The 18,938-nt window shown below is 66.4% G+C and carries 14 protein-coding genes and 1 pseudogene; 5 read left to right on the top strand and 10 right to left on the bottom strand.

Annotation, left to right across the window (positions count from 1 at the left end; all coding sequences use genetic code 11):
• Positions 1-95: 95 nt before the first annotated feature.
• The 4 genes and pseudogenes from ABIB42_RS14505 to ABIB42_RS14520 all read right to left on the bottom strand — a co-directional run bounded on the left by ABIB42_RS14505 (position 96) and on the right by ABIB42_RS14520 (position 4,721).
• A complete protein-coding gene (locus ABIB42_RS14505) occupies positions 96-860 on the bottom strand; it encodes a TorF family putative porin (RefSeq protein ID WP_005668692.1) in 765 nt (254 codons plus the stop codon).
• A gap of 133 nt (positions 861-993) precedes the next feature.
• A complete protein-coding gene (gene rfaD / locus ABIB42_RS14510) occupies positions 994-2,004 on the bottom strand; it encodes an ADP-glyceromanno-heptose 6-epimerase (RefSeq protein ID WP_184235600.1) in 1,011 nt (336 codons plus the stop codon).
• 29 nt (positions 2,005-2,033) lie between these two features.
• Positions 2,034-3,056, bottom strand: coding sequence for a lipopolysaccharide heptosyltransferase II (gene waaF, locus ABIB42_RS14515; protein WP_429248549.1), 1,023 nt, complete (start codon positions 3,054-3,056; stop codon positions 2,034-2,036).
• 51 nt (positions 3,057-3,107) lie between these two features.
• A pseudogene (locus ABIB42_RS14520) lies at positions 3,108-4,721 on the bottom strand (ABC-F family ATP-binding cassette domain-containing protein).
• A gap of 221 nt (positions 4,722-4,942) precedes the next feature.
• On the opposite strand from ABIB42_RS14520, the gene ABIB42_RS14525 reads away from it, so the two are divergent.
• The 3 genes from ABIB42_RS14525 to ABIB42_RS14535 all read left to right on the top strand — a co-directional run bounded on the left by ABIB42_RS14525 (position 4,943) and on the right by ABIB42_RS14535 (position 9,121).
• Positions 4,943-5,308, top strand: a complete 366-nt coding sequence (locus ABIB42_RS14525) for a DUF2946 family protein (protein ID WP_429248550.1) — start codon at positions 4,943-4,945, stop codon at positions 5,306-5,308.
• A 93-nt stretch (positions 5,309-5,401) separates the two neighbouring features.
• A complete protein-coding gene (locus tag ABIB42_RS14530) occupies positions 5,402-7,552 on the top strand; it encodes a TonB-dependent receptor (RefSeq protein WP_429248551.1) in 2,151 nt (716 codons plus the stop codon).
• 12 nt (positions 7,553-7,564) lie between these two features.
• Entirely contained in the window at positions 7,565-9,121 is a 1,557-nt protein-coding gene (locus ABIB42_RS14535; protein WP_429248552.1) for a PepSY domain-containing protein, read from the top strand.
• 13 nt (positions 9,122-9,134) lie between these two features.
• Here ABIB42_RS14535 and ABIB42_RS14540 read toward each other — a convergent pair whose 3' ends face one another.
• From ABIB42_RS14540 to ABIB42_RS14550, 3 genes are all read right to left on the bottom strand, one after another.
• On the bottom strand, positions 9,135-9,953 hold the full coding sequence (locus ABIB42_RS14540; protein WP_314445018.1) for a fatty acid desaturase: 819 nt from the start codon (positions 9,951-9,953) through the stop codon (positions 9,135-9,137).
• Positions 9,954-10,090: 137 nt separating this feature from the next.
• Positions 10,091-11,437, bottom strand: coding sequence for a VWA domain-containing protein (locus ABIB42_RS14545; RefSeq protein WP_005668679.1), 1,347 nt, complete (start codon positions 11,435-11,437; stop codon positions 10,091-10,093).
• 66 nt (positions 11,438-11,503) lie between these two features.
• Positions 11,504-13,069 carry a TerC family protein gene (locus ABIB42_RS14550; protein ID WP_429248553.1) on the bottom strand — a complete coding sequence of 522 codons (1,566 nt, stop codon included), beginning with the start codon at positions 13,067-13,069 and terminating at the stop codon, positions 11,504-11,506.
• Between the two features lie 220 nt (positions 13,070-13,289).
• Between ABIB42_RS14550 and ABIB42_RS14555 the strand changes: the two genes are divergently transcribed.
• Positions 13,290-14,636 (top strand): MFS transporter, encoded by a 1,347-nt coding sequence (locus tag ABIB42_RS14555; protein ID WP_005668676.1) that lies wholly within the window; start codon positions 13,290-13,292, stop codon positions 14,634-14,636.
• Between the two features lie 3 nt (positions 14,637-14,639).
• Here ABIB42_RS14555 and ABIB42_RS14560 read toward each other — a convergent pair whose 3' ends face one another.
• A complete protein-coding gene (locus ABIB42_RS14560) occupies positions 14,640-15,461 on the bottom strand; it encodes a sterol desaturase family protein (RefSeq protein ID WP_005668675.1) in 822 nt (273 codons plus the stop codon).
• Between the two features lie 84 nt (positions 15,462-15,545).
• On the bottom strand, positions 15,546-16,307 hold the full coding sequence (locus tag ABIB42_RS14565) for an FxDxF family PEP-CTERM protein (RefSeq protein WP_005668674.1): 762 nt from the start codon (positions 16,305-16,307) through the stop codon (positions 15,546-15,548).
• A gap of 475 nt (positions 16,308-16,782) precedes the next feature.
• Between ABIB42_RS14565 and ABIB42_RS14570 the strand changes: the two genes are divergently transcribed.
• Complete coding sequence (locus tag ABIB42_RS14570; RefSeq protein ID WP_040777392.1) at positions 16,783-17,316, top strand: DinB family protein; 534 nt, start codon at positions 16,783-16,785, stop codon at positions 17,314-17,316.
• On the opposite strand, the gene ABIB42_RS14575 is transcribed toward ABIB42_RS14570, so the two are convergent.
• Positions 17,317-18,750 carry a diguanylate cyclase domain-containing protein gene (locus ABIB42_RS14575; RefSeq protein ID WP_429248554.1) on the bottom strand — a complete coding sequence of 478 codons (1,434 nt, stop codon included), beginning with the start codon at positions 18,748-18,750 and terminating at the stop codon, positions 17,317-17,319. It abuts the gene before it with no gap.
• Between the last annotated feature and the right edge of the window lie 188 nt (positions 18,751-18,938).

Raw genomic sequence — 18,938 nt, forward strand, 5'->3', positions numbered from 1 at the left:
CCTCCCGCTTGTGCGCAACCGGCCACCAGCAGGCAGGTCAGGCGGACGAAGATCAGGAGCGCGCCGAGGTAGATGAGGTCCATGGGCGTTCTCTATCAGAAGGTGCGGCTGACGGTCAGTTGCAAGGCGTCGCGGCCGGTGAATTTTCCGTTGACCGGCGAGGTGTACGCCGACTTGCTGGCATTGGTGCCGAGGTAGGCGAGGCTCACCGTGGCAAGGGAGAACGAGCGGCTCACGCCGATCTTCCAGTCGGTGTAGTCGGATGCCGGGTTGTTCTTCACTTCCTGGCGGCCGGCGTGCAGTTGCAGGGTCAAGCCATGGCCGACGTCGAGGTTGGCGCCGATGTCGAGGTAGCCGCTGTTCTCGCTGTCGACGAAGCCGAACAGGTTGGTGGTGGCATGCGAGTATTTGACGTAGGCCGGGCCATAGCCCAGCTGCGCATAGACCTCGGTGGTGTGGGCATTGACCCAGCCCGGGAGCCGGCCCAGGCCGTTGTCGGGATAAACATAGCGCAGCACGCCGACGTCGTACGACAGGCCCTGCGACAATGCGCCGCGCTTGCCGCCATAGACGTCGATCTCGACTTCACCGTCGCCGCCGGCGTCTTCGACCCACTTGATGGTCGAGGCCCAGACGCCGGCATACCAGCCGTCGGTGTGGACGTAATCGACGCCGCCCTGCAGCGCGGGACGCAGGCGCGTCTGCGAGATGGCGCGGTAGCGGTAGTCGGAGGTGACGGCGACGTTCCAGGCGATGGAAGAAGATGCCGCCGGCGCGGTCTCCAGGGGTTCGGTGACCTGGGCGTGGGCGGCGCCGGCGAACGCCAGGGTGGCGGCCAGCGCGTGAATCGATGCTTTCATGTGTTCCTGCTCGTGGTTGTGGTTGAAGCCATGCGGCGTCGCGAGGACGGCGCATGGAACACGAGCAGGTTAGCGATTCAGGCGTAAAAACCGGGTATAAAGGCCGGCGGACGGTGTAAACGCGGTGTAAAAATCAGCGCGCCGGCTGGGCGCGCAGCCAGTCCATGTACTTCGCCACGCCGGTCGCCACGTCGGTGAACGGTTCGTCGTAGCCGGCCGCGCGCAGCGCCGAGATGTCGGCCTGGGTGAAGCTCTGATACTTGCCCTTCAGCTTGTCGGGGAACGGCAGGTACTCCAGCAGGCCGCCGTCGATGATCTGCTGCAGCGACAGCGCCGGCTTGCCTTCATTGGCCAGCGCGTTGACGGTGGCGACCGCCAGGTCATTGAACGGCTGGGCGCGGCCGGTGCCGAGGTTGAAGATGCCGCGCTTGTCCGGGTGATCGAGGAAGAACAGGTTGACCTTGACCACGTCTTCCACGTAGATGAAGTCGCGCATCTGGGCGCCGGCCTCATAGCCTTCGTTGGCGCCGAACAGCCTGACCTTGCCGTCCTTGAGGAACTGGTGGTACTGGTGGAACGGCACCGAGGCCATCGTGCCCTTGTGCCCTTCGAGCGGACCGTAGACGTTGAAGTAGCGCAGGCCGACCACCTGGCTGCCGGCGTCCTGGCCCTTGGCCTGCCAGTAGCGGCGCAGGTACTGGTCGAACAGGAACTTCGAGTAGCCGTAGACGTTGAGCGGACGCTCGAGCGGGCGCTCTTCGCGGAACACCGTGCCGGCGCCGTAGACGGCGGCCGACGAGGCGTAGATGAAGGGAATGCCCTGGCGCTGGCAGAATTCGAACAGGGCGACCGTGTAGTCATAGTTGTTCTTCATCATGTAGCGGCCGTCAGTCTCCATCGTGTTGGAGCAGGCGCCCTGGTGCAGCACGGCGGTGAACTTGTTGTCGAATTCGCCCGCCTTCAGGCGCACCAGGAAGTCTTCCTTGTCGGCATAGTCGGCGATTTCGGCGTCGACGATGTTATGGAACTTCTCGGGACGCGACATATTGTCGACGGCGAAGACGCTGAACGGCTCGCGCTGCGACAGCGCGTGCACGAGGTTCGCGCCGATGAAGCCTGCTGCGCCGGTAACCAGAATCATGATAATAGTCCTCTTCAAATTAGCCCGCGCCCTCAGGCGCCGGCAAGCATGGGTTGCAAGGGCTGCCACACGTCGGCCGGAAGAATCTGCTTCATGCAGTTCTGGTGCCCCAGCGGGCATTCGCGCTGCTGGCAGGGCGAGCATTCGATGTGCAGCCACAAAATCTGCGCCAGTTGCGACAGCGGCGGCGTGTGGCGCGGGTCGGTGGGGCCATAGATCGCCACCACCGGCCGCCCCAGGGCGGCGCCGATGTGCATCAGGCCCGAATCGTTGGTCACCACGGCGGCGGCGCGCGAGATCAGCGCGATCGCCTCGGACAGCGAGGTGGAACCGGCCAGGTTGTGCGCCTGCGGCACGATGGCCGTGATCTCGTCGCACACCGCGCGGTCCTTGGGAGAACCGAGCAGCAGGATCTGCGCATCCGGGCGATTGGCCAGGATGGTCCGGGCCAGCTCGGCGAAGTAGGTCGACGGCCAGCGCTTGGCCGGGCCGAATTCGGCGCCCGGCGCGAAGGCGACATACACGCCGGCCGGCAGCTGGAGGCGCGCGATCGCGGCCTCGGCTTCGCCCGCGGCGACCGTCATGACCGGCTCCGGCAAGCGCTCCGGGCGCGGCAGATTTCGCACCGGCGCGTCGGCCAGCGCCTGGTAGAACTGGGCCATCGGGCGCGGCGCCGCCTTGTCGTCGTGGTGCATCACGTTGACCAGGCCATAGCGCATCTCGCCCTTGTAGCCGACCCGCTTCGGGATTCCGGCCAGCCAGGGGATCAATGCGAATTTCAGGGTATTCGGCAGCACATAGGAGTCGGCATAGCCGCGCGCCCTGAGCATCTTCGCGAAGGCCTTGCGCTCCTTCCACTGCAGCGCGCCGTGTTTGAACGGCGACTCGACCACGGTGTCGACTTCCGCCATCGCGCGCCAGACCGGCGCCACCCAGGTCGGGGCCAGCACGTCGATCGGCCGCCCCGGCGCAAGCTCCTTGAGCCGGCGCAGCAAGGGCTGGGCCATCACGGCGTCGCCGATCCAGTTCGGGGAAATCACAAGGGTGCGCAACATGGTGTTCTTCGGGTGGTGTGCCAACCCACGATTATAGCAATCGCGGCCGATTCAGCATTCCTCCAGGCGCCAGCCGGTGTCCAGCGCGGCCAGGCGGTGGGTCAGCTTGACGCGCTCCAGGAACACGCGGTCGTGCGACACCACGACCAGCGCGCCCTGGTATCCGTTCAGCATCGTCTCCAGCGCCGCCAGCGACGCCAGGTCCAGGTGGTTGCTCGGCTCGTCCAGCAACAGCAGCGCCGGCGCCGTGTCGGCATACAGCACGCAGGCCAGGGCCGCCTTCAGGCGCTCGCCGCCGCTCAGCCGGCCGGCCGGCCGGGCGATCGCGCGCGCGTCAAGGCCCAGCCGGACCAGCCAGGTGCGCAGCATGTCCTGCCCGGCGCTGCGGTTCACGTCCAGCAGCTGGTCCAGGGTCGGGCGCCGCGGATCGAGGCTGGCCAGCTGCTGGTCCAGATAGGCGACGTGCGCCGGCAGGCTGCATTCGCCCGCGACCGGATCGAGCCGTCCCGCCAGCACCTTGAGCAGGGTCGACTTGCCGCTGCCGTTCGGGCCGACCAGGCCCACCCGCTGGCGGCCCTCCAGGCTCAGGCTGATGCGGTCCAGCGGTGCGGCCACCCAGGGCAGCACGACCTCTTCCAGCCGTGCCACGCGGCGCTGGCCCACGCCGTCAGCCGACACCGCGTGGATGCGCACGGCGGCGTCGGCGGCGACCCGATGAAAGGCGTCGCGCACGCGCCCGGCCTGATCCGCGCGCGCGGCCGCGTGCTGCTGGCGCAGGCGGCCGGCGCTGCCCTCGCTGCGCTCCTTGCCGCGCCCGAGCAGGATCGCGGCCTGGTTGGCTTCCTTCGCATTGCGGTGGCCACGCGCCTGGCGCCGGTCCTGGCGTTCGCGCTGCGCGCGGCGCGCGGCTTCGTCGCGTCGCAATTCCTGGCGCGCATGATCGAGCGCGCCCTGCGCCGCTTCCTGTTCGTGGCAGCGCGCTTCTTCGTAGAACGCGTAGTTGCCGCCATAGCTGCGCAGGCCCTCGCTGGACAGCTCGACGATGCAGTCCATCGCGTCCAGCAGCTCGCGGTCGTGGCTGATCACCAGCAGGCCTTTGGACCAGGCCTGCAACTGGCGCTACAGCGCCGCGCGGCCCGCTGCATCGAGGTGGTTGCTCGGCTCGTCGAGGATCAGGAAGTCGGGATCGAACAGGGTGGCGCCGATCAGCGCCACCCGCATCGCCTCGCCGCCGCTGAGCGCGGCCAGCGGCGTGTCGAGGTCGACGTGCGGCAGGCCATGCGCCTGGCAGGCCTGGCGCAGGCGGGCGGCGATATCCCAGTGCTCGCCCACCGCATCGAAATCGTGCGGGTCGGCGCTGCCGGCCTCGATGCGCGCCAGGGCCGTCGTGATCGCGCCGATGCCGGCCAGTTCAGCCACCGACGCCGCCCGGCCGCCGCCCGCCTGCTGCGACAGATAGGCAATGCGGCCCGCACGCAGGCAGCGGCCGGCGCTGGGCGCCAGTTCGCCGGCCAGCAGGCGCGCGAGCATCGACTTGCCCACGCCGTTGCGTCCCACCAGGCCGGTGCGGCGCAGGTCGAACTGGTGATGCAGGTTTGAAAACAGGACGCTGCCGTCGGGCAGATGCAGGGACGCGCCGTCGAGCGCTAGAATGGGATGCGTCATATGTACGACTCCAGGGATGCCTGAACGCTTCCGCAGCCATGCTGGGAAGACCGGAAAAATGGCATCGATGAGGTATTACACGTGCGCGCTCCTTGGAAATGACGGTCTATGGTAGCAGGATCGGTCCTGCTGGACAAATTGCCCACCCGTGCGCGCCGCCGCGCCAGCAGGACTATAATTTTCACATGCACAGGCTCCGAACAACCCGAACGCTGTATGGCTTGACCGTCCTCCTGACGTTCCTGTTCGGCCTGTTCGTGCCTGCAGTTTCCCATGCCGTGGCCCACGCCACCCAGCAGCCGGCAGCGGCCTGGATCACCGAGATCTGCAGCGCCAGCGGCACCCGTCATGTGATGGTGATCGACGATGCGGCGCAGACCGACACGCCGGCGGTGCCGGACATGTCGCACTGCGAACTGTGCTGCTCGCACCACCACGCGCCACTGGCGCCGCCGGCGCCGGTCCCGTCGGTGCTCGCGCTCGACAACGAGCGCGATCCCTACCCGCCCCTGTTCTACCGCTCGCCGCGTCCGCAGCACGCCTGGACGCCCTCGCAATCGCGCGGGCCGCCGTCTTCGCTTTCCTGATCCGCCCCTCACCACCATTCGGGTGACGCAGCCGATGCGTCACCCACCATGCGTGACGCCGCGAGACGCTGCGTCGCGCGCACAGGATTTGCAATGAAGACTCGCTATCGCCTCCGGCCGCGCAGGCTGGCGCTCGCCCTCGGCTGCGCCCTGGCCACCTTGAATGTCCAGGCCCAGACCACGACCATTCCCACCGTCGAGGTCACGGCCGAAGCGCCGCACGCCAACGGATTACTGAACCTCGACGCCCCGAGCGAAACCGCCAGCCGCCTGGGCCTGAGCCCGCGCGAGACGCCGGCCAGCGTCACCGTGGTCGACCGCGCCCTGATCGAGGTGCGCGGCGCCCAGGACACGCAGGAGATCCTGCGCGCCATCCCCGGCGTCACCGCCCACGATGCTCCCGGCAATATCGGGGTCAGCTACCGCGGCTTCGGCAGCGGCTCGGTCAGCCAGCTGTTCAACGGCATCAACGTGCAGTATTCGATCGCCGCGCGGCCGGTCGACAGCTGGATCGTCGACCGCGTCGAAGCCATTGGCGGGCCGTCGAGCTTCCTGTTCGGTTCCGGCGCCGTCGGCGGCACGATCAACACCATCACCAAGCTGGCCGAGACGCGCGAGTTCGCCGAAGGCCGGCTGCGCCTGGGCGCCGACGCGCTGAAGGAAGCCTCGGTCGGCCTGAACCGCCGCGTCGGCGACGGTCACTACGCGCGCATCGACGTCAATCACCGCGACGGCGGCAGCTGGGTCGACGGCGTCGAGCGCCGCGCGACCCAGCTGGCGGCGTCGCTGCGTTCCGACTTCGGACGCGGCTTCACGCATACGCTGGCCTATGAATTCCAGCAGGAAGACGTCGACCGGCCTTACTGGGGCACGCCGCTGCTGAATCCCGTCGCCGGCAAGCTGCGCATCGACGAGGCCACCCGCTTCAAGAACTACAACAGCGCCGATGGCGTCTACGACCAGCGCGTGCAGTGGCTGCGCTCGATCGGCGCCTGGAAGGTCAGCGACGCCCTGCAGCTGACCAACACCTTCTACGTCTATGACGCGCTGCGCGACTACCGCAACGTCGAGAACTACCGCTTCGATCCATCGAACACGCAGGTCATCCGCTCGGCCGCCCTGCTCCAGCGCCACGACCAGACCCTGGTGGGCGACCGCATCGACGGCGTCTACCGCGGCCGCATCGGCGAACGCCGCAGCGACTGGGCGTTCGGGCTGGACTTCGGCATCAACCGCCAGACCCGCTATCCGAACAGCCAATCGGCCACGGTGAGCAGCGTCGACCCGTACGACTTCGTCACCGAGCGCTTCTTCGACGTGCCGAACATGACGCCGCTCTACCGCCCCGACCGCGACAATGAGGTCAGGACCACGGCGCTGTATGTCGAGAACCGCACCGAGCTGGTCCCGAACCTCAATCTGGTCACCGCCCTGCGCCACGAGCGCATCGAACTCGACCTGGTCAACCGGCGCGAGATCACGCCGGCGGCGCCGGCCAGCTTCTCGCGCAACTACAATCCGACCACCGGACGCCTGGGCCTGGTGTGGGACGTCACGCCCGGCATGAACGTCTATGCCCAGTACGCGACGGCTGCCGATCCGCCCTCGGGCGTGCTGTCCACCGCCTCGTTCGCCGACGTGCGGAACAACAGTGAACTGACCACCGGCCGCCAGGCGGAGGCCGGCGCCAAGCTGGATTTCTGGCAAGGCAAAGGCACGGCGACCCTGGCCGCCTATCACATCACGCGCAAGAATATCGCGACCCAGGATCCGGTCGACAGCAGCCTGACGATCCTGGTCGGCGAACAGTCCTCGCAGGGCGTCGAACTGGCGCTGGGGCTGCAGCCGACCAGGCGCCTGTCCGTGCAGGGCAACTTCACCTATGCCGATGCCGAGTACGAGACTTACCGCCAGGGCGGCGTTTCGCTGGCCGGGAAGACGCCGACCAATACGCCGAAGACGGTGGCCAACCTGTGGCTGTCGTATGCCGTCACCCCGGCGCTGCAGGCCCACCTCGGCGCGCGCCGGGTCGGCAAGGTGTATGCCGATGCGGCCAACACCCTGTACTGGCCGTCGTATACCTTCGTCGACCTGGGCCTGAGCTGGCGCATCGACCGCAGGCTGTCGCTGGAAGCGCGCGTGCGCAACCTCACCGACCGGCTGTATGCGGCCAACGTCACCGGCACGATGGCCTATCTCGGCGCCCCGCGCACGGCCGACGTGGCGCTGCGCATGGCCTTCTGACGCGAGGGCACGATGGGCGCACGATTGAAACGCTGGCTGTTCCTGGTCCACCGCTGGCTCGGCATCGGCATCTGCCTGCTGTTCGCGATGTGGTTCGCCTCGGGCATGGTCATGATGTACGTCGGCTATCCCAAGCTGACCGAAGAAGAGCGCCTGCAGCGCCTGCCGCCGCTGCAAGCGGACGCGCGCCTGCTGGCGCCGGCGCGGGCGCTGGCGGCGGCCGGCGTGACCGGGCCGCTGGACGAGCTGCGCCTGGCCGCGTCCAGCGGCGGGCGCCCGGTCTACGTCGCGACGCCGGCCGCCCACGAGGGCCCGCCCAAGGGCAGCGGCGCGGTGGTGATCGACGCCGTGAGCGGACAGCGCCTGCGGGCGGTGGACGAGGCGCATGCCATGGCCAGCGCCACGGCCTTCGCCGGGCCGGGTATCGCACGCGTCTACCTGGGCACGATAGCCGAAGACGCGTTCACCCACTCGCGCGCGCTCGACCCGCACCGGCCGCTGCACAAGGTGCAGCTGGGCGACGCCGAACGCACCCTGCTCTACATCTCCAGCCGCAGCGGCGAAGTGGTGCGCGACGCGACCCGCAGCGAGCAGCTGTGGAACTATGCGGGCGCCTGGATCCACTGGCTGTATCCCTTGCGCGGCAATGCCTTCCAGCCTTACTGGACCGACATCGTCAACTGGTTGTCCATCCTGGGCATCGCGATGGCGCTCAGCGAGACCGTGGTCGGCATCCTGCGCTGGCGCTTCCGCAAGCCCTACCGCAGCGGCGCGCGCACGCCCTATCCGCACGCCATGATGCGCTGGCACCACGTGACCGGCCTGCTGTTCGCGCTGGTGACGATCACCTGGATCTTCAGCGGCCTGATGTCGATGAACCCGTGGCGCATCTTCGACACCGGCGCGCCGCCGCTGCGCATGGAAGCGCTGCAGGGTTCGGCGCTGGCGCTGACCGACGCCGACGCCGCGCCGCAGGCGCTGCTGGCGGCAGGCGCGGGCGCCGTGCGCGAGCTGCGCTGGACCCGCGTGCTGGGCGAGAACCGGGTGCTGGCCCAGGCCGCCGGCGGCGCCCCCCGGGTGATCGGCAGCCATGACGGGCAGCCGGTCGTCCTCGATGCGGCCGCACTGCGCGCCGCCGCGGCCGGCCTGCTGCCGGCGCCGGTGGCGCGGGTCGAGCAATTGCGCGATTACGACCTCTATTACTATGCGCGCGATGCGCACACGATGATGGGCGGGGCCATGAAGCCGCTGCCGATCCTGCGCATCGTGTTCGACGATCCGCATGCCACCTGGGTCCATCTCGACCCGCACACCGGCGCCGTGCTCGGCCGCCTGGACCGCGGCAAGCGCACCAGCCGCTGGCTGTTCGCGATGCTGCATTCCTGGGATTGGCTGCCGTTGCTCGAGCGGCGTCCGCTGTGGGACCTGGTGCTGATCGCGCTGAGCCTGGGCGGGACCCTGCTCAGCGTGACGGGGGTGGTGATCGGCTGGCGGCGGCTGGGGCGGAAACTGCGCGAGGCGCGCCACGAAACGATCGTGGGCGCGCCGCGCGGGGAGTTGGCCGGCTAGGTCTGGATAAGGCTTACTGGCCGGCGGCGCCGGCGGCGTGGCGGCGCATGCGCGGCTGTCGGGGACCCTCGGCGCCGGCCGGCAGGCGGTCGACATGGTTGATCTTCGCCAGGCGCAGGAAGGCCAGCACGCGCAGCACCAGGTAGCCCGAGTCGAATTCCCACCACTTCATCGACAGCTTGGCCGAAGCCGGGTTGGCGTGGTGGTTGTTGTGCAGCTCGGCGCCGCCGAAGATGATCCCGATGGGGAAGAAGTTGCGCGAATCTTCCTTGGTCTCGAAGTTGCGATAGCCCACCACGTGGAAGATGCCGTTGATGAAGCCCGACGCCCAGAACGGCAGGATCGACAGCTGGAACAGCCAGATCAGGAAGCCGTTCACGGGGCCGAACACCAGCAGTTCGACCGCCAGGAAGAACAGCGCGCCACGGAAGCGGTGCCTGGTATACAGATGCTCGTCCATCCAGTCTTCCTTGATGCCGACGCCATAGGCTTTCACCAGGTCGGCGTCGCGCGCCGCCTTGCGGTACAGGAGCGTGCCCTTGCCCAGGATGGTCCACAGGCCGTGGATGCGCGGGCTGTGCGGATCTTCCTCGGTATCGCACTTGGCGTGATGCTTGCGGTGCACCGCGACCCAGGTCTTGGCGGTGACGCCGTAAGTCGTCAGCCAGATCCACATGCGAAACGCCTGGCACAGGATCGGATGGAAGGTCACGGCGCGGTGGCTGCGCGAACGGTGCAGATACAGCTCGCTGGCGAAGACGGTCATGATGTACGACCCCGCCATGGCCAGCGCGACGCCCATGGGACTGAGCTGGATGAATCCTTCGAACACGGCATTTCTCCCTGTTGTTGTGTTGATCAGGGCTAGGACGTCCTGATATTGCAGAGAGAATAACGGGTGCCGGATGGGTTCAAATCGATGAGAAGAGAGGTATTTATCCCTGTCTTTACCCTTCTTCGCTTCCACCACTACACGATGAGGCCGCGCTGGCGCGCCTCCTTCACCCATTGCGGGTACTCGTTCATCAGGAGGTCGTACAGCGCGCCGTCGGAATGCTCGTCGGGCGAGGCCACCGAGAAGAAGTCGGCGTTGTCGATCAGGCGGCCATCGAGTTCGTCCAGCTTTTCCAGGAACGGAAAGTCCGAGTCGGCGAAGTTGGCCAGGGCCCTGGCTTTCGATTTGCGGCCCTTGCCGATGCCCATGAACTGCCAGAAGATCGGTTCGCGGCTGGCCCAGCGCAGCTGGCGCTCGGTCAGCGGCTTGTCCGAGGTCGAGCCATCGGTCACGAACATCACGTACACCGGCACCTCGGCCTTGACCGGGGCCTTGCGCTCACCGCCCCCGTCATCCGGAAAGTAATGCCGGCGCACGGCCTCGATCGCGGCGCCGTAGCGGGTGTCGCCCTCGAGCGGATGCTTGTCGATGATGCGCTTGATGTAGTTCGACCAGTTCGAGAGGCCCATCGGCGCGCCGTGGTGCACGTTGCGGCCGAACAGGAAGACGTCGATTTCGCCGTCGTCGTCGAAGCGGCAGCCCAGCGCCAGGATGCGCTCGGCGAACTGCTGCACCAGGCCCTTGCGGTACAAGGTGCTCATCGAACCCGAGATGTCCAGCACCAGGCAGACCTTGGCCCGGTGCTGCGCCAGGCCGGCCTTTTCGAGCGATACCGCCGCCGACTTGACCAGGTTGACCAACTGCGGCGCGGCTTGCGCGACGCGCTTTTCCAGGTCGACCGCCGCGGCGCGCGGTAAGGCCGGGGCCGGGGCGGGCGCCGGTGGCGCAGGCGGCGGCGTTTCATCGGCCACCGCGCCGCCGAAATGCCGCACCAGGGCGTCCAAGCCGCCATTGAAGCCCTGGCCGACCGCCATGAAGCGCCAGCCGCCGTCCTTGCGATACAGCTCGCCCAGCATGACCGCCTTCTCGCCGACGAAATCGCGGCCACTGAAGTCGAAGCGCGCGAATTCACCCTGCGGACCGGCGAGGCGCAGGCTACCTGCCTGCAACTGCGCCATGAGCGCGCCGCCGTCGGTGCTGGCCACGATGCTGAGCCGTTCGACCCAGGCCGGCAGGCTGGCGAGCCTGAAGCTGAAACCTCGGCTATCGGCGCCAACGCTGGCTTGCGCCACGCCGCCGCAGGGTGTCGCCGGCTGGTTGAAGAAGGTCATGTAGCGCTCGTCGGCCAGCTTGCCGCCGGCGTCGAGCGCGAAGCAGGCAAAGTCCAGCGCCAAGCCCTGGGCCGACAGGCCGGCCTGCAGGACGCCGTCGGGAGCCGATTGCGCCAGGGGCAGGCGCTCGCCGCGTTCCAGCTGTTTCATCTCTCCCTCCAGTCAGGTTGAACGCGTGGACGGAAAATCCGTCCACCCCACGATATTACCGTTCGATCAGCCCTTGTCGAGCGGCTGGGCGTACCCGTCGTCGAGCCGGCTCACGATCACGGTCGCGATGCGGCGCTCCAGCACCTGCGCCACCTCGAATCGGAAGCCTTCGATCTCGACCGCGTCGCCCACCTTCGGCAGGGTGCCGAAGCGTTCCAGCATCAGGCCCGCCAGCGAGGTGTAGTCGTCGGTGTCGCCCACCAGGGCGTCCACCTCGAGCACCTGCTCCAGGTAGTGCAGGTCGGCGGTGCCGTCGACGCGCCAGCGGCCCGGTCCGAGCTCCTGCACCACCGGCTGCTCGTCCTCGTCGGGGAATTCGCCGGCGATCGCTTCCAGGATGTCGATCGGCGTCACCAGGCCCTGCAGGGTGCCGTATTCGTCGCCGATGATCACCAGCTGGCCATGCGAGCGCTTGAGGCGGTCCATCACCTTCAGCACGCCACTGGCGTCGGGCATGATGATCGGCGCGCGGATATGGGCCTGGTCGATCGCGCCCGACTGGGTCAGGTCGGCGATCAGGTCCTTGGCGCGCGCCACGCCGATCACTTCGTCGAGCTGGCCTCGGCACACCGGGAAGAAGCCGTGCGGCGTGGCCAGCAACTGGGCGCGGATGGTGTCGGCGTCATCCTCGATATTGATCCACGAGATCTCCGAGCGGTTGGTCATGATCGAGCGCACCGAGCGCTGCGACAGGCTCAACACGCCGCTGACCATATTGCGCTCCTCGGCCTCGAACGCCGGTTCCTCGGCGGCCTGCGCCTCGGCTTCCGGCTCGTCGTGGTGGTCGGCGCCGCGCTTGCTGCCCAGCAGGCGCAGCACGGCGTCGGCGGTGCGGTCGCGCAGCGGAATGTGCGCCTCTTGCTTGATGAAGTTGCGGCGCGCCAGCTGGTTGAAGAACTCGATCACCACCGAGAAGCCGATCGCGGCGTACAGGTAGCCCTTCGGGATGTGGAAGCCCAGGCCTTCGGCGATCAGGGAGAGGCCGATCATCAGCAGGAAGGACAGGCACAGCACGACGACGGTCGGATGGGCGTTGACGAAGCGCGTCAGCGGCTTCGATGCGAACAGCATGACGCCCATCGAGATGATCACGGCGGCCATCATGACGCCGAGCTGTTCGACCATGCCGACCGCGGTGATCACGGCGTCGAGCGAGAACACGGCGTCGAGCACGATGATCTGCGCCACCACGGCGGCGAAGCTCGCGTATTCGCGCTTGCCGCTCTGGACATGCGATTTGCCTTCGACGCGCTCGTGCAGTTCGATGGTCGCCTTGGCGAGCAGGAAGATGCCGCCGATCAGCAGGATCAGGTCGCGCCCCGAGAACGACAGGGTGCCGACGGAGAACAAGGGTGCGGTGAGCGTGACCAGCCACGAGATCATCGTGAGGAGGCCAAGGCGCATGATCATGGCGAGGGACAGGCCGAGGAGTCGTGCCTTGTCGCGCTGATGCGGGGGAAGTTTGTCCGCCAGGATGGCGATGAAGATCAGGTTGTCGATGCCCAGGACGATCTCGAGCACGACGAGGGTGAGCAAGCCGACCCATATATTCGGGTCAAGTAGCCATTCCATTGGAGAGTTTTGTAGTTAAGGAAGGGGCATTGTACGCGATCGTGTCGGCATCGGGGGAGAACTGCCGGCGCCAGGGCGCCGGCCATCGCGCTCGACAGGTGCGGCGGGTGGAATGCGAACAGTCTGGCGCAGCGCCGCGAACCGTCGCCTTGCCGACCGATTCGGTGTAGAGTCCGGCCTGGCCGCATGCACCCGGCGATAACAATAACGGAGAACCACCATGCAGCACCACGACCGCGCCGACGGCGCCGTCAACGTCCAGGACTTCCTGAACGAACACCGCTTCTCGCCCTATCAATGGCTGATCTTCGGCCTGTGCTTCGTGATCGTGCTGCTCGATGGCTTCGACACCGCGGCGATCGGCTTCATCGCCCCTTCGCTGGTGCAGGACTGGGGCGTGACGCGCCCCGCCCTGGCGCCGGTGCTCAGCGCCGCGCTGTTCGGCCTGGCCGCCGGCGCCATGGCGGCCGGCCCGCTGTCGGACCGGGTCGGGCGCAAGCTGGTGCTGGCGCTGTCGGTGCTGCTGTTCGGCGCCGCCTGCGCCTGGTCGGCGTTCGCGAGCGGCGTCACCGAGCTGGCCATCCTGCGCTTCATCACCGGCCTGGGACTGGGCGCGGCGATGCCGAACGCCGTGACCCTGATGAGCGAATTCTGCCCCGACCGCAAGCGCGCCCTGCTCACCAATGCGATGTTCTGCGGCTTCCCGCTCGGCGCCGCGCTGGGCGGCTTTCTCGCGGCCTGGATGATTCCGTTGTGGGGCTGGCGCAGCGTGCTGCTGCTGGGCGGCCTGGCGCCGCTGCTGGCGGGCCTGTTGATCATCCTGCTGCTGCCGGAATCGGTGCGCTTCCTGGTCGGGCGCGGCGCCGGCCACGAACGCATCCGCGCCATCCTGCGCCACGTCTCGCCAAGCGCCGACGCTGCCCACGCCTTCGTGACGCGCGAGGCCGCCCCGGCGGACCAAGCCGGCGGCGGCATGCAAGTGATCCTGTCGCGGCCCTACGTGGTCGGCACCCTGATGCTGTGGCTGACCTATTTCATGGGGCTGGTGATCTTCTACGCGCTGATCAACTGGATGCCGCTGCTGCTGCGCGACGCCGGCCTGTCGGCCAAGGACGCGACCCTGGTCTCGGCCCTGTTCCCGCTGGGCGGCGTGGGCGCGGTGCTGGCCGGCTGGCTGATGGACCGCTACAACGCCAACGCCGTGATCGCGGCCTGCTTCGCGCTGACCGCCGCCACCATCTTCGCCATCGGCCAGAGCGCCCACGATCTTGCGCTGCTGATGGCGGTGGTGCTGGGGGCCGGGCTGGCGATGAACACCGCGCAGGCGTCGCTGCCGGCGCTGGCGGCAGCCTTCTATCCGACCCGCGGCCGCGCGACCGGCGTGGCCTGGATGATGGGCATCGGGCGGCTGGGCGGGATCGCGGGCTCGTTCCTGGTGGCGGAACTGGCGCGGCTGCGCTTCGGGATCGAGGGGATCTTCGGCGTCGTGGCGCTGGCGGGGATCGTGGCCACGCTGGCGCTGCTGGTCAAGCTGGCCGCGGAACGCGCCGGCAAGCGGCCGGCGTAGCGCTCAATCGGCGACCGGCGCCGCCTTGCGCGCCGGCAGCATCGGCTCGAGCAGCTGGCCGCCCAGCGTGGGCGGGCACGGCGTGTCGGTCCCGACCTCGGCCGGCCAACTCTTCGGCAGGTAGTGGCTGCCGAACACGCGGTCCAGGAATGGCAAGGTCGACGCGTAGTTACGGTTGATGTGGTCGTGGCGGCTGTGGTGCCAGTGGTGGAAGGCCGGCGTCGTCACCAGCCATTCCAGCGGCCCGAAACGCCAGCGCAGATTGGCGTGGATGAAGAAACCCCACACGATGCCGAGCGCGATCAAGAGCGCCGGCGTGCCGCTGCCGGCCATGCCCGGGCTGGCCAGGCCGATGACGTACAAGGGCACCAGGCCGAACAGCCGGGTGATCACCATGTCGACCGGATGGCTGCGCGTATTGGCCAGGAAGTGCATGCGCTCGGTGCTGTGATGCAGCGCGTGGAAGCGCCATAGCCAGGGAATTTCGTGGCTGAGGCGGTGCCCCCAATAAAAACCCGTTTCGGCGATCACGAAGGCCAGGCCGATGCGCAGCGCCTGCGGCAGGTCGGCCACGGCCGTCTTGAGCGCGGCCGGCACCAGGTAATGAGCAGCGGAGGCCAGCAGCGCCATCGGCACCGAGAGCACCACGACCGGCACCAGGCTGCTGATGAAGTAATAGGCCAGATTGTGGCGCAGCTCGGGATTCGGCTGCTCGTGGCGCACGCCGAACCAGCGCTCGAGCGGGACGAACAGCGCCGTCAGCAGCACGAGCCAGATGCACAGCCGCAGCGCGGTCATGGCGAATTCGGCGAAGGTGACGTTCATGGTGGAAACGGTGTCGCGATGCGGAGGTTGTCGCCGGACCGGCGGCGCCCGGCTGCAGAGGACTGCAGCCGGTGGATCGGCGTATCAGGCCTGGCCGCCGCTACGGCTGCGGCGGCGGGCTGTGAAGCCAATCAGGCCGAGGCCGCCCAGCAGCATGCCCAGGGTTGCCGGTTCCGGCACTTCGGCATTCAGGGCGACGTTATCCAGCAGCATGAACGGCGGCGCGCCGGCGCCGCTGCCGTGCACCAGGAAGCTCAGCCATTCGCTGGCGCTGGTGGCGGTGAAGGTCATGGTGGCGGTCTTCCAGCCGCTGAAGCCGCTGTCGACGATGCTCAGCAGTTCGGACTGTTGCTTGACGCCGCCGAAATCGACTTCCCAGTAATTGTTGTTGTTCGGGCCCCTCTCGATGACCTGCTGGGCCAGCGCGAAATCGAAGGTCAGCGTATAGGTGTCGCCGATCGTCAGGCCGTTGACCTGCTGCTTGAGCGGACCCGGGAAATACATCCAGTCCGAGGCGAAGAAATTGCCGCCGGTTGGAGAGGCGCTGTAACCATTGCTCAGACCAGTCGTGCGGTATTTGTCTTTCAACCAGATCGCGGACTTGTCGGTGTTGGCGATATCGCCATTCAGGACGAAGTTGTAGCGGCCATCCTTGCCATAGCCACTTTCCCAGTACGCCAAGGTAGTACGGTCGGTGCGCGTCGTGGACGTGCCGCCGGCGAGCTGCTTGTTGCCGCCGTTGGTGGTCTCTTCGAAGTTGCCGTTCTTGATGAGGTTCGCATGAGCGGCATTGGTGCTCAGTACCGAGGCGGCCAGCAGGGTCAGCAGGAATGGTTTGATGCGCATGGCGCGGACTCCAGAAAATGGTGGATGGCGGTGAGAAAGCGCCGGCGTTTTCTGGGCCGGTCTGAACGTGAGCGGGACAATATCTTCCACGCCATTTCGACGCGTGAATAATTGATAACTATCACGAATTATTGCACTGAGATTATTCTATCAGAATCATGATTGAGGAAATTCAATATTCTATAGATAACAATATTTTCTTATGGGGAATGTTTTTACAATTTCCATTGATGTGTCAGGCATGCGCTCCGCGGAGATTTCGCAGGAACACCCGGTAATCAAGGCTGTGACCGGAAAATCGATTCGTGAAGGACGGGGGCTAAAGGTTACATATGCAGCGCAAGAACGGAGATGGTGACCGGGCCCGCAGACGAATTGCACAGCTCGGCGGACTAATAGTAGGGCTACCAAAAAACAACAGTCGGTCGATGTCCCGCATCGATCGGCAATAATGACCAGCGATGAAGGGGCCAGCATGCCGACACGGGAAGATATCGTTCTACTAGCGTCCTATAACGCGTCCATGAATGCCAAGGTGTATTCCGCTGCGGCGACCTTGCCTGCGGACGCGCTGAATGCCCACCGAGGCGCCTTTTTTGGCTCGATCCTCGGCACGCTGAATCACATCGTCGCCGGAGACACCATCTGGCTGCAACGTTACCAGGGGCATCCGACAACGTTCTTCGCGCTGGCGCCGATGCGGGATATCGCAACGCCCACCGGACTGACGCATATCTACAGCGACGATCTCGAGGTGCTGCGCGAACATCGCGCGCGGCTCGATGCGATCATCGAGGCGCTGGCGGCGGAGTGTTCCGACGATGACCTGGCGCAGCCGGTCACGTACAAAAGTGCACGTGGAGCGTTCCGGAAGAAATTCGGGAGCCTGCTGCTGCATTTCTTCAACCATCAAACGCATCACCGCGGTCAGGTCAGCACGCTGTTGACGCAGTCGGGCGTGGATATCGGGGTCACCGACCTGATCGTTTCGATTCCCGACGAGCCCTGACTACGGTCTGCCGCCCTGCTCCATCGTGTGAGCATAAAACGCCTGGCCGTTCTTTCCTTGCCCTTTGATGTGGTACATCGCGACGTCCGCATGGCGCATCAGTTCGTCGATCGTTTCACCATCGTGGGGAAAGACCGCGATGCCGATCGATGCGGAGATCGTCACCGCCTTTCCGTCCAGGTCGAACGGCATATTCAGGCATTCCAGGAATTTGTCGGCGACCACGCGCGCGTCGTCACGGGTATGCAGGTCGGGAAGAACGGCGGTGAATTCATCGCCACCCTGGCGCGCGAGCGTGTCGCCCTTGCGCAGGCAGCCTTTGAGACGCGCCGTCACCTGCAACAGCAATTCATCCCCCTTGTCGTGACCGAGCGTGTCGTTGACGACCTTGAACCGATCGAGATCGATGAACATGGTCGCCAACTCGGTCCGGTTGCGCCGGGACTGCAGGATCGCCTGGCCAAGCCGGTCCTTGAATAGCAGGCGGTTTGGGAGATTGGTCAGGACGTCATGGTAGGCCTGGTGAAGGATGATGGCTTCCGCCTGCTTGCGCGCCGTGATATCGCGGGCGATCCCGTAGGTGCCGATGTATTTCGCCCCGCCCGGTTCCGCATGGTCCAGGTGCATGCCGACCGCATTGAGCGATACGGTGATCGATGCGTCGACGTTTTGCGCCGGGCTGGCATTGGACCGGCACGTCATGCGCAGCTCGACGTCACGCGACGCCCGGTCGCCGGAGCGCCGCTCGTTGAAGGCATAACGCGCCCTGGCGAAATCTTCCTCGTGCACCAGCACCGAATAATGCTGGCCAATCAGTTCGCGGCGATCGTAGCCCAGCATTTGACAGGCCCGGTCGTTCACGAAGGTAAACCGTCCATCCGGTTCGACCATGTAGATGAGATCCGGCGACGTATCGACAATGTAGCGGTAAGTGCGCTCGGACATTTCCAGTCGATGCGCCATGTCGCGGTTGGTTTGCCGAAGCCGGCGCAGGGTCAGGACGTGATCGATGGATTTGAACAAGTCCTGCTGGCTGAATGGCTTGCGCAGGAAATCGTGGGCGCCGCGCCGCATTGCCCCGATCGCGGCGTCGATCTGGACATTCCCACTGATGACGATGACCTCAGTTTCGATGCAGTGATGGTTGATGAAGTCCATGACATGGTGGCCATCCATGTCTTCCAGGCTGAGATCGAGCAGGACCAGGTCGTACCGCGTGCTGGACAGGGATGCCAGCGCTTCGGCGCCGGAGCTTGCCGTGTCGACGTCGAAATGTCGCTGGCGGAGCAGCTCGTGCAGCGAGGAGAGCATGCGCGGCTCGTCGTCCACGAGCAGCAGCTTGATCGACTGGTTGGCGGCGGCGATCGGCAAATTTGGCGCAGAAAATGAATTATCACCGATCGTGAGTCGCGATTTTCTCGGGAATAGATTCATGTGTCTATGGGCGCGAACGGCTCACGCAGTGGAGCATCGTCAGGATGAAGTATGTTTAGGCGGATGGGCTTGTGCTTGCCACCTTACCATGGACCCCCTCTGTCAGGATAGATGTCGCGTCACTTGAATCACTTTAATCCATCCGGGGGCGGAGCAAAGACGCGCAGTGAATCAGTACCCAGCAGAAC

The organism is Massilia sp. UYP32 (assembly GCF_050434365.1).
Taxonomy (GTDB): Bacteria; Pseudomonadota; Gammaproteobacteria; order Burkholderiales; family Burkholderiaceae_D; genus Telluria; species Telluria timonae.

What these genes read in the sequence shown, in the direction of transcription:
- ABIB42_RS14505 (WP_005668692.1), bottom strand. Translation starts at nt 860, where the DNA reads ATGAAAGCATCGATTCACGCGCTGGCCGCCACCCTGGCGTTCGCCGGC.
- waaF (WP_429248549.1), bottom strand. Translation starts at nt 3,056, where the DNA reads ATGTTGCGCACCCTTGTGATTTCCCCGAACTGGATCGGCGACGCCGTG.
- ABIB42_RS14530 (WP_429248551.1), top strand. Translation starts at nt 5,402, where the DNA reads ATGAAGACTCGCTATCGCCTCCGGCCGCGCAGGCTGGCGCTCGCCCTC.
- ABIB42_RS14535 (WP_429248552.1), top strand. Translation starts at nt 7,565, where the DNA reads ATGGGCGCACGATTGAAACGCTGGCTGTTCCTGGTCCACCGCTGGCTC.
- ABIB42_RS14545 (WP_005668679.1), bottom strand. Translation starts at nt 11,437, where the DNA reads ATGAAACAGCTGGAACGCGGCGAGCGCCTGCCCCTGGCGCAATCGGCT.
- ABIB42_RS14550 (WP_429248553.1), bottom strand. Translation starts at nt 13,069, where the DNA reads ATGGAATGGCTACTTGACCCGAATATATGGGTCGGCTTGCTCACCCTC.
- ABIB42_RS14555 (WP_005668676.1), top strand. Translation starts at nt 13,290, where the DNA reads ATGCAGCACCACGACCGCGCCGACGGCGCCGTCAACGTCCAGGACTTC.
- ABIB42_RS14560 (WP_005668675.1), bottom strand. Translation starts at nt 15,461, where the DNA reads ATGAACGTCACCTTCGCCGAATTCGCCATGACCGCGCTGCGGCTGTGC.
- ABIB42_RS14565 (WP_005668674.1), bottom strand. Translation starts at nt 16,307, where the DNA reads ATGCGCATCAAACCATTCCTGCTGACCCTGCTGGCCGCCTCGGTACTG.
- ABIB42_RS14570 (WP_040777392.1), top strand. Translation starts at nt 16,783, where the DNA reads ATGCCGACACGGGAAGATATCGTTCTACTAGCGTCCTATAACGCGTCC.
- ABIB42_RS14575 (WP_429248554.1), bottom strand. Translation starts at nt 18,750, where the DNA reads ATGAATCTATTCCCGAGAAAATCGCGACTCACGATCGGTGATAATTCA.